5 protein-coding genes are annotated in these 10,505 nt (G+C 62.6%); all 5 read right to left on the bottom strand.

Going from position 1 to position 10,505, the window contains the following annotated elements; translation table 11 throughout:
- Positions 1–119: 119 nt before the first annotated feature.
- On the bottom strand, positions 120–3,296 hold the full coding sequence (locus NV64_RS22020; protein ID WP_101506790.1) for a glycosyltransferase: 3,177 nt from the start codon (positions 3,294–3,296) through the stop codon (positions 120–122).
- A 20-nt stretch (positions 3,297–3,316) separates the two neighbouring features.
- Complete coding sequence (locus NV64_RS22015) at positions 3,317–4,420, bottom strand: HlyD family type I secretion periplasmic adaptor subunit (RefSeq protein ID WP_369814379.1); 1,104 nt, start codon at positions 4,418–4,420, stop codon at positions 3,317–3,319.
- Positions 4,421–4,520: 100 nt separating this feature from the next.
- Entirely contained in the window at positions 4,521–6,710 is a 2,190-nt protein-coding gene (locus NV64_RS22010) for a type I secretion system permease/ATPase (protein ID WP_056237080.1), read from the bottom strand.
- Positions 6,707–8,101, bottom strand: coding sequence for a TolC family outer membrane protein (locus tag NV64_RS22005; protein ID WP_056237191.1), 1,395 nt, complete (start codon positions 8,099–8,101; stop codon positions 6,707–6,709). The genes NV64_RS22010 and NV64_RS22005 overlap by 4 nt, the downstream gene beginning before the upstream one ends.
- A 246-nt stretch (positions 8,102–8,347) precedes the next feature.
- Positions 8,348–10,505: Ig-like domain-containing protein (locus tag NV64_RS23535; protein WP_158239920.1), on the bottom strand; the 2,158-nt coding region annotated here is incomplete at its 5' end.

The raw sequence follows: 10,505 nt of genomic DNA, 5'->3' as shown, positions 1-10,505 counted from the left end.
TCGACGAGGTGCTGGCGCAGGTGCGCGCGCCGGATTACGCCGATTTCTTCGCGCAGCTGCCGGGGCGCGAAGCGGAGTAGCAATAATAAAACCCGCGCGGCGGCGCGGGTTGGCGGGCGTTATTCTACCGCCGTCCTTGTCTGCGCCACAGGCTCAGCCTGCCGTCCGGCCCGCTCCGCCGCCAGCTGGCGCATCTCGTCCCACCACTGCTGCCAGCGTTCGGCAATCACCGGGGTGAAGAAGCGCGCGGCGCTGTTGACCGCACCGGCGCGCAGGGCGCGCAGCTTGCCCGGGTGCTGCAGCAGGTCGATCAGCGTGGCGGCCAGTGCGTCTTCATCGCCGTCCGCCACCAGCTTACCGGCGCGGAAGTGGCTAATCAGCGCGCGCGGTCCGTAGTCGACGTCGAAGCCTACCAGCGGCGTACTCCAGGCCAGCGACTCCAGGCCGAACAGTGAGAAGCCCTCCTGATCGGAGCAGGTCACCGAGCAGCAGCTATGGCGATGGATCTCCGCCAGGTCAGCGCTGTAGCCGTTGATATGGATCTGCGCCGCCAGCCCCTTCTGTGCCACCTGCTGCTGCAGGCTGTTACGCAACGGGCCGACGCCATAGGTATGGAGTTGCGCGTCCGGTACCGCCTCCAGGACTTTTTCAAACACGCGGATCAGCGACTCATGGCGTTTCTCGGGCGAGTAACGTGCCATACAGAGCACGTTTTTGCTGTTCACTTTGCTGACTTTTTTACCCGCATGGGGGTTATCAATATGGTTAGGCAGCACGCTCAGTTTACCGGCCGGGAAACCGGATGCGACCAGGTCATGTTGCTGCTCGTCGGTCAGCACCACCAGGCGGTCGTAGGCCGGATGACTGTTGAGGACCTGGGCGTAGCTGGCTTTCAGGCGCCCGTTCAGCTTATGGGTGGAGTGCAGCACGCTGGTGAGCGTACCGTTGCAGTATTTCTGCGGGCTGAGGCGCATAAACTCCAGCCACGGGCGGTTCTTATCCACCACAAAGTGCCACTCCACCGCCGGGTCGAGGCACATGCCGGCCATCGCAGCGTTGAACAGCGCCTCGCTGGCCCAGCTGACGCTGTGGCCGGACGGCTGCCCGGCCTCGATTTCAGCCAGCACGCTTTTCTGCTGACGCAGCTGGTAGTGCCTGCGCAGTACGATGCGCTGGCGGGCATCGATCAGATCTTCATAGCACAGCTCTTTTTCACGACCCGGCAGGGCGTACTGCCGCAGGTGCAGCCCGCCGGGCAGCGCGTCGGTCGCTCTCAGCAGCAGCCCCTCGGCGATAGCCGTCAGCGGCGCCAGTTTGCCGCCGTCACACAGCGGCGCCAGCCAGTCGTAGAGGCTCATTACCCGGGTGCGCTGCGGCAGCCTGCCGCTGGCTTTAAAGCGCGCCACCGTCTCAGCCAGCTGCGGATTGAACGAGGAGATCAGGATCGTCGGGTCAAGATTCAGGTAGTCGTTAAACAGCCTGACGCGGCGCAGGGTCGCCACCTCAATGCCGTTGCCCACCTCACGCAGGTTCTCGCTGAGGAACAGGATGCGCGGCTCGCGCACGGCGGGCGTTAACCGCGCGGCGGGCAGGGCGCTGTCGCTGGCCTGCAGGCGTTTTGCCCGCGCGTCGGCCTTCGCTTTCGCCTGGTTCGCCCGCGCGTACTTCAGGTAAGCGACATAGCCGGAGAGGTAGTGCTCCACGTCATCGATGCGCACGCGGAAGCCGTGGTGACGGATAAAGAAGCTGCCGACGATACGCCCCGGGTTGCGGAAGAACATCGCCAGCTCCGGCCAGAAGAAGCCGTTCAGCAGGTAGCGGGCGCGGGCCTCCAGCGCCTGGTCGAACTTCACCATATCGAAGCCGGCCAGCAGCCCCTGATGCTGCTCGTCCGCGGCGATACGGGTGATCATCCGCTGTGCCGCCATCATCAGCTCCAGCAGCGTCGGGTAGGTGGTGATGCGGTGGGTGACAAAGTCGAGGTGATCGCGCACGTTGTCGAGGCCGAACTGGTAGTAGCGCGCTTCCGGGCGGTACAGCGTCAGTTCGTTAACGCAGTAGCTCAGCCAGTGGTCGTGGGCCTGCCAGTGCTTCTGCTCGATAAAGTAATCGAAGGCGGTTTCAACCAGCTGCAGCCAGCGCGGGTTGCGGGTAATGCCGTACAGGCGCATCAGGGCAAAGGCGGCTTCGCCATCGTAGTAGATGATGCGGTGGGCGGCCTTCAGCGTCAGGTCCGGGTAGTTAAGCACGTGGACGAAGGATTTATCGGCCATCTGCATAGAGCCGATGCCGTTGGCCAGCCGCTCCATCTGTGCCAGGTACTGCCGATCGCCGGTCAGCTCGGTGTATTTCGCCAGCGCCAGGATCGACACCGCGTTGCCGCCCAGCTTGATCTCATTGCCGACGTCCACCAGGAAATCGGCGTCGCTGCCGTCGGGCAGCCGCAGCGTGCGGATCAGGTCGCGGCACAGGTGGCCGAGGGCGCGTTCAATGGCGGCCAGGTGCTGCGGGTCCTGGGTGACTTCCCAGCCTTCGAGCAGCGCATAGGTGGAGCTGGCGTGGCGCAGGGCGTTGGTCGAGGGGATCGGGCGGTCAAAGCAGGGGAACCAGCCGTAGTTAAAGTCGCCCCCCGCGTTGATTTCACCCGCCAGATAGTGGCTGGCGCGGGTAATCACCTCCGGCAGCTGTGGCCCCGGCCAGTTCTCTACCCGGCGATAGCCGTGATGCCGACCCTGGTTTTCAATCGGCCAGATGCCGCTGGCGTCGGCGAACAGCCCGCGAATGTTGAAGGTCCACAGCGTCTGTTCGTCGTCGGTCGGCCAGCTCAGCGGCGTGCCATAACGTTTTTTGCCGTAGTTTTCCAGGTTACCGGCGTTAGGGATCGCCACCGGCGTGGCAGCGTCGTACAGAATCGCCCAGGCACCCAGCTCCTGCGGCAGCATCGCCACGTTAAAACCGGCGTCAAAGGCCAGCCCGCGGCGGTAGTAGTTACGTTTGTTATTGCTCAGGCGGCGCTGCAGCTCGCCCCACGCGCAGGGCATCACCTCATCGACCACGTCAACGCGCAGCCAGCGGATCTCCTGCTGCTGTTCTGCGTTCCACGCCTCCAGCAGCGCGCTGCCGCTGGCCCACGCCTGTTCAAAGCTGCTGCCGGTGGCGATCTGCGTATGGGCCTGCTGCTGACCGTCGCTGACGCTAAAAAACAGCACCCACTGCGGGTAATTTTCCGGTAATGCGGCGACCACTAAGTTTTCCGCCGGCTGGCGGGCTGCCTGTAATAACGTGCTTAATAACATATCTTCTCCTCCAGAGATGATTAGCGCTCGCGCAGTGCTTCTTTGGCCCGGTTAAACGGTTTGAACAGATAGTCGATGATGGTTTTTTCGCCGGTTTTGATGTCAACGGTCGAGACCATGCCGGGGCTGATGGCGAAATGTTTGCCCAGCTTGTTGGTCAGGAAGTCGACGTTGGTGCGGATAAACACGCGGTAGTAGTAGATTTCAGGTTTGGTCTCATCCTGAATGGTGTCGGGGGAGATCGACTCGACCACGCCGTCCAGTCCGCCGTAGATGGCGTAGTCATAGGCGCTGATTTTCACCATCGCCTTCTGGTCAGGGTGGATAAAGGCGATATCCCGCGGCGACAGCCGCGCTTCAATCAGCAGCTGATCGTTGAGCGGCACGATCTCCATCAGATCGCCGTTCGGGGGGATCACCCCGCCGATGGTGTTGACCTTGATATTTTTGACGATGCCGCGCATCGGCGAGCGCACGGTCAGGCGCTGTACCGAGTCGCTGCGCCCCTTGATCACCTCAGTGAGCGAGGCGGCTTCGGCGTTGGCTTTCGCCAGCTCCTCGCGCGCCTGCACGTAATACTGCGAGCGCAGGTCGGTCAGCTTCAGGTCGAGGTCGGCCTTGGTGCGGCGCAGGCGCAGCACCTCCACGTTACTGGCGGCACCGCTGTTGGCCAGCCTCTCGGTCAGCGTCAGCTCGCGTTTTACCAGGTCCAGCGACTCTTTAATCTGCCGCTCCGAGTCGGTCATCTGCGCGCGGCGGGTGTTAAACAGGCGGCGCTCGGAGGCCAGCAGGTCAGGGTATTTTTCCAGCTCGGCGGGGAAGGTCAGCTTCTCATCGTTGACTTCGGCGGTCAGGCGGGTGGCCGAGGCCAGCGCCGCCCGGTAGCGCGCCGCGCTTTCACCGACGCTGGACTCGGAACGGGTCGGGTCGAGCCAGGCGACGATCTGCCCGGCTTTGACCTCGGTGCCTTCGCGCACGCTCAGCCCGGCGAGGATGCCGCCGTCCAGCGAGGAGAGGACCTGCTCACGCGAGCTGGGGATCACCTTGCCGGTGCCGGTGGAGACCTCATCCAGGGTACCGAACCAGGCCCAGGTGCCGGCCACCAGCAGCAGGGCAGCGGCCATCCACACCACGCGCACCGAACCGGCCAGCTTGCTCTCATCGCTGTTAGTGTTATCCAGGTCGGTGTCCAGCGAGATGGTGGCACCGTCAAAGCGGTTAGCGTCAGGCAGTTTTATTTTCATCGCTCAGCTCCTGATTGCGTTGCTTCTCATGGGCGCGGTTCATCGCCTTCTCTTTCGGCGCATCCATCACCAGCGCACCCTCTTTCAGCACCAGCACGCGGTTGGCCAGCTCCAGCACCGCCGCGCGGTGGGTGGCGACAATCAGCGTTCTGCCGTCCAGCCAGCCGTTGAGCCGCTGGATAAAGTCCCGTTCGGTGTGTTCATCCAGCGAGGCGGTAGGTTCGTCCAGCAGCACGATATTCGGATCGCGCAGCAGCATGCGCGCCAGCAGCACCGACTGGCGCTGGCCGCCGGAGAGCCCCAGCCCGCCCTCCATGATTTTATGCTCCAGCCCCAGCGACAGCTTTTTGATAAACTCCGCGCCGCCGGACACCTCAAGGGCGGCAAAGATATCTTCATCGCGCGCGTGCGGGGCACCCATGGTCAGGTTATCGCGCAGCGTGCCGTGGAACAGGCGGGCGTTCTGGGTCAGCAGGCCAATATTGCGCCGCAGGTCGGCGACGTCGATATGCGGCAGGCTGAGGTTGTCCAGCCGCAGTTCGCCGGAGACCAGATCCATTCCGCCGGCCAGCGCCTGCAGGAAGGTGGATTTACCGGCACCGTTGCGCCCCAGTACCGCAATGCGCTCGCCGCGGCGGATCTGCAGCTTGGCAACGCGCAGCGCGTCCACGCGGGATTTCGGGTCATAGCGGAACACCGCCGAGTTGAACAGGTAGTCGCCGTACAGCGAGGCGCAGTGCACCCGCGCTTCGTCGCCGCCGTTTTCCACCGGCAGCTGCATGATCGCGTCCAGCGCCTCTTTGGCCGATTTCACCTGCTGCCAGCGCGCCAGCACGCCGCACAGGCTGGCCATCGGGGCAACCATACGGGAAGAGAGCATGGAAGCCGCGACGATGGCACCGGTGGTGATCTGACCTTCAATCACCATCGGCGCGCCGATCACGATCACCACCGCGTACACCAGGTTCTGAATGGTACTGCCCCAGTTGATCAGCCCCTGGGTGATATGCCGGGTTCTGACCCCGGACTGCGCGGTGATCTGGATATAGCTGTTCCACTGCTGCTGGAAGCGCTGTTCGGCCTGCATCAGCTTGATATCTTCCAGCCCCTGCAGGCTCTCCACCAGAATGGCGTTACGCAGGGTGCTCTCCATCGTCGCCTGACGCGCCAGCCCCGCCAGTTTTTTCTGCAGCAGCAGGCCGGGGACGATCATCAGCACCGCGGCAACCGGCGCGATCCACGCCAGGTGCGGTGAAATAATCGCCAGCACGACAACAAACAGGAAGAAGAACGGCAGGTCGACGATCGCCGAGACGGTGCTGGAGGTGACCATCTCGCGCACCTGCTCCAGCTCGCGCACCTGGGAGATAAAGCTGCCGGTGGAGCGGGGCACGGCGCTGTTACGCAGCCGTAAGGCGTGGCCGAATACCCGGTCGGAGACGCGGATATCGGCACGCTTGCCGAGGATGTCGGTAATGTGGCTGCGCGTCTGGCGCATCATAAAGGAGAAGAACACGGCGATCAGCACGCCGCCAAACAGAACGTACAGCGTCGGGTAGGACTGCGCCGGGATCACCCGGTCGTACACCTGCATCGAGAACACGATACCGGCTAACGCCAGGGTGTTGATGATCAGCGCCGCCAGCATCACGTACCAGTAAGGCTTCAGGTCGCGCAGCACCAGGCTTTTCAGCCAGTCCGGCTTGTAGGTTTGCACATAGCTGTCGGCGCGCACGTCGCGGGCTACCGCAATCGGGCGGAAGGCGGCCACGTGGCGGATATCCGGCAGCAGCCCGCTGAACGACACTTCGGTGACCAGCTGGGCGTCGTTGATAAAGTTGATGCCGACGGTGTCCTTACCGTCGAAGCGCTCAATGACGCCGACCTGGCCATCCTTTAACTCAACCGCCAGCGGCAGTCGCCAGCTGGAGATCTCGTCCTCTCGTGCATCCAGCAGCCGGGCGTTCAGTCCGGCCTGACGCCCGAGATTTTTAATCGTCGCTGCCAGCGGCTTCTGCTGCTGCCAGCCGGCGGCGGCCTTCAGGCCTCCGGGCGAGTACTCCAGCCGGTAGTGCGCGGCGATCAGCCCGATCGCCGCAACCCAGCTGTTGATCGGGCTTTTTTCGCCGTCGTCGGCGTCCGCCTGCGGTTCCTGTATCACCTGGCTCATGGCTGGATCTCCACTTGCTGAATGGTCTGGTTATCCAGAGCAAAGGCACTGCGAATATGGCCGGTGCTGTACAGACAGTCCAGCTGCAGGGTGCGCAACTGGGCGATGGTCTGCTGCTCGGTAAAACGTGACTGGTAAATTTCCTGCTCGGCGTTCAACACGTCCAGCAGCTGACGGGTACCTAACTCCAGGTACTGTTGCTGATACAATTCGCGGGTTTTCTGGCCCAGCGCCTGCTGGCGTGCCTGGATCGCCAGGGTGGTGCTGAGGCTGAGCGCCTCATTCTGCGACGCGCTCAGCTGCTGACGCGCCTGCAGGCGGGCGGAGCGCACCTGGGCGTTGGCGGCTTCCAGCGTATGCTGGGCGGCGTTGCGTGTGGCGTCCAGCCCGCCGCCCTGGTACAGCGGCATCTCCACTCTCAGGTTGGCGGAGTACTGGGTGCGATCGATGGTGGCGCTGTTCGGATACTTATCGTTAAGGTAGTGGGTGACCGTCGGCTCCAGCGAGATGGTCGGCATGCGCTGGGCGTTGGCGTAATCGACGCCGGCCTGCGCTTTATTGGCCGCCGCCCAGGCCGCCAGCACCGTCGGGATCAGCCGGTCATCCGGCTGCATCACCTGGCAGGCGTTCTGCAGTTTTTTCGGAAAATCGTCGCTGACTTTATTGACCGCCTGCCAGCCGAGATAGGTGGCCAGGGTGGCGCGCCAGCGGTCGAGGTTGGCACGGTACTGCATTAAGGTCGCCCGTGCGCCTTCGATACGGGTGTTGGTCTGCACCACGTCGGAGAGCGAGCTGGCCCCTTCATCGTTGCGCTGCTGCGCCAGGCCGCCGATGCTGTTCAGTGAATCTAACTGCTGTTGGGCAATGTTGACCAGCTGCTGGTAACCCTGCACCTGGACTAAGGCAGCGGCGGTATCGTGGCCAATTTTATCGATGGACACCAGTACGTTAGCCTGCTGCTGCGCCACGCCGGCACTGGCGGAACGCACCGAGCTGTCGACTTTGCCAAAGTCATACAGCATCTGTGAAATGGATAACACCAGGCCGGGGCTGTAGCCGTGGCCGGCGTAGTTGTTGGCAATGCTGTTGTTAATGCCGCCGCTAATCTGCGGATAGTATTTGGAGCGGGCGTAGTTCACCTGCTCGTCCTGCTCAAACAGTTTTCCCACCTGTTCGGCAATATCAGGGTGCCACTGCACGGCGCGCTGCACCGCCTGGCTGATGTTCAGCGTCGGTGGGCTTTTATCCTGAAACTGCTCGGGGACCACGCCGGTCAGGCTGGGCAGATCCTGCTGGGGGACTAAACGATTGGCGCTGATGCGCGCGGGGGAGTCTTCATCCAGCGCTTCGGCGAAGGCTGAATGGTAAGGAATAAGTGCGCCGGTCAGCATCAGAAGGGCTGCCGCGCTGCGTTTACCGTGACGAAATCTTGACGTCATTGTTTTTCCTGTTTGCTGTTGTTGCTGTCTGACGTGTTGCCCTTTGATACGGCCAGGTACTTTTTTGTCATGTAACAATCCCAATTACTCCTTCAGCTAACCCTTAACAGGAAACAGGGGACCGGCGGCAGTCGCCACCGGCCCCTGGCAAATCCTTAGCGGCACGTCCCTGTGCCCGTTTTCATCCTCACCCCGCCGTTAAGACACGGTGTTGTTCTGCTGCTGTAACAACTCTTCCAGGGTAACGGTGGCGTTCTCCAGCGTGACCAGTTCGGTAGAGCTGAACTGGGTGCCGTCGGTGCCGTCACGGTCGATGGAGACCACGGTGTTGCCGTCTTTGTGTTCCACAGAGACGAAGTTACCGATGGTATCCGCTGAACCATCCCAGCCTTCGAGCAGCTCGGAGACATCGATGTGGTCCTGACCGACGGTAAAGTCGGTAATGGTATCCACGCCGTTGCCACCCGTGGCGTCCTCTGCATCCAGCAGATGGAACACCACGGTATCCGCGCCGCCACCGAGGGTGAAGGTGTCGTCGTAAGCACTGCCGCTGAGCTGGTCAGCTGCATCGGTGCCGGTGAGGGTCTGAGCCAGATCCACCGTCAGCGTCTCCGCAGTTGTCGTGCCGTTGGCCTCGGTCAGGCTGAACTCGAACACTTCCTTCTGAGTGATATCCGCTGCTGCGATACCCTCATTCAGCGCATAGCTGTAAGAGCCGTCTGCGTTGATAGTCAGTGTGCCGTACAGGCCGTCAACCGTGGTTGCGGTGGTACCCGTTTCGCTGAGCGTCGTGCCGCCGATCGCCAGGGTGCTGCCGGTATGGTCCGCAGTGTCGCCACTGTGAACGTTGCCGGTAACCGTGGTGGTGGTCTGCAGCGCGCTGGCGGTCACGAGGCTGTCCGCATCCAACGAGTCTGTGTCGGTTGACAGCAGACTGAAGCTGGTGGCGCTTGCTCCGTGGGTCAGCGTGATATTCAGCGTTGCGGTGCTGGTGCCGTTGTTTGGCGTGGTGATGACGTAGGTAAAGTGCTCCGTACCTGTCGCCAGCGCCGCGTTAACACCGGAAGTCAGGGTGTAGGTGTAAGTACCGTCTGACTTAATTACCAGCGTACCGTGGGCACCGGCAATGGTGGTGCCCGCAGCCGTGACCGCCGTACCGTTGACCGAGGTCACCGCGGTTCCCGTCGGGATGTTGCCCGCCGCAGAACTGGTGTCGTTGGTCAGAACGTTGCCGCTGCTGGTGTTGCCAGTGCCGGTCAGTTCTGTGGTGGTACGGTCATTGCTGGTGGTGATGGTGTTATTCATCAGCAGCGTGACGTTGGTACTGACGGCACCCATCACCACCGCGTACTGACCGGAGGTCAGCGTGACGGAGTGAGCGGCACCGGTGCTGCTGTTGCCCAGGTTAATCAGCGTGGCCGTCAGCGAAACGTAGTTCGATGCACGGTCATACACTTCCCACTGGTTAGAGGTCGCGTTGAACTTGTACACCACCAGGTCTTCCGTCAGCGTACCGACGCTCAACAGACTGGTCAGTTTACCGACCAGGTCAAGGGTACGCGTCGAACCTGCACCCACGCTCAGGCTGAGGTACTGGTTGGCGTTCAGCAGGCTGAGGTTCAGCACGTTGCCCAGACCGACGTTCGCCAGCGAGCTACCGCTCACGCTGGTGATTGCGGTGGTCACCGGCGCGGACAGGGTGGTGGTGTAATTCAGCGTTGCCGCATCATTTGCCGCCACCACGTTAATCACACCGAGCACCGTACCGGCTGCGGAGGTGTGGTTAGCCGGGTCAGTCTGCGTTACCGACAGCGTTGCCCCGGTGGTCTGCGCCGCGTTCAGCGTGACGCTGAACGTGCCGTTAGCCAGCACCGTACCGGTACCGAGTATGGTACCCCCGGCGTTTTTCACCGTGACCGTATCGCCGGCTTCGCCGCTACCGGTGATCACCAGCCCGTTGGCAGAGATGGCGAGGTTAGTCGGCGCATCCGGGGTGGTGACATCGGCCGCGGTATAGCTGGCGGTCGGTGAGGTGTGGTTCGCCGGGTCGGTCTGCGTCACTGTCAGAACCTGACCGTTGAGCTGAGCCGCGCTCAGACCTACGGAGAAGCTGCCGTCAGCCAGAACCACCGTGGTGCCGAGAATGGCACCCGCAGCGGTTTTGACCGTTACCGTATCACCGGCTTCACCACGCCCGCTCAACGTCAGACCGTTGACAGAGAGCGCGAGGTTGGTCGGTGCATCCGGCGTGGTGACGTCGGCCGCGGTGTAGCTGGCGGCTGGCGACACGTGGTTAACCGGATCGGTCTGGGTCACCGACAGGACCTGACCGTTCAGCTGAGCCGGGCTCAGCGTC

Source organism: Erwinia sp. B116, assembly GCF_002865965.1.
Lineage (GTDB): Bacteria > Pseudomonadota > Gammaproteobacteria > Enterobacterales > Enterobacteriaceae > Erwinia.
The sequence above is the reverse complement of the archived record's forward strand: the minus strand, read 5'-3'. Positions and strand labels throughout refer to the sequence as shown.

Excerpts from the sequence above, each read along its gene's own strand:
- NV64_RS22020 (WP_101506790.1), bottom strand. The coding sequence starts at position 3,296 with ATGTTATTAAGCACGTTATTACAGGCAGCCCGCCAGCCGGCGGAAAAC.
- NV64_RS22015 (WP_369814379.1), bottom strand. The coding sequence starts at position 4,420 with ATGGCCGCTGCCCTGCTGCTGGTGGCCGGCACCTGGGCCTGGTTCGGT.
- NV64_RS22010 (WP_056237080.1), bottom strand. The coding sequence starts at position 6,710 with ATGAGCCAGGTGATACAGGAACCGCAGGCGGACGCCGACGACGGCGAA.
- NV64_RS22005 (WP_056237191.1), bottom strand. The coding sequence starts at position 8,101 with ATGCTGACCGGCGCACTTATTCCTTACCATTCAGCCTTCGCCGAAGCG.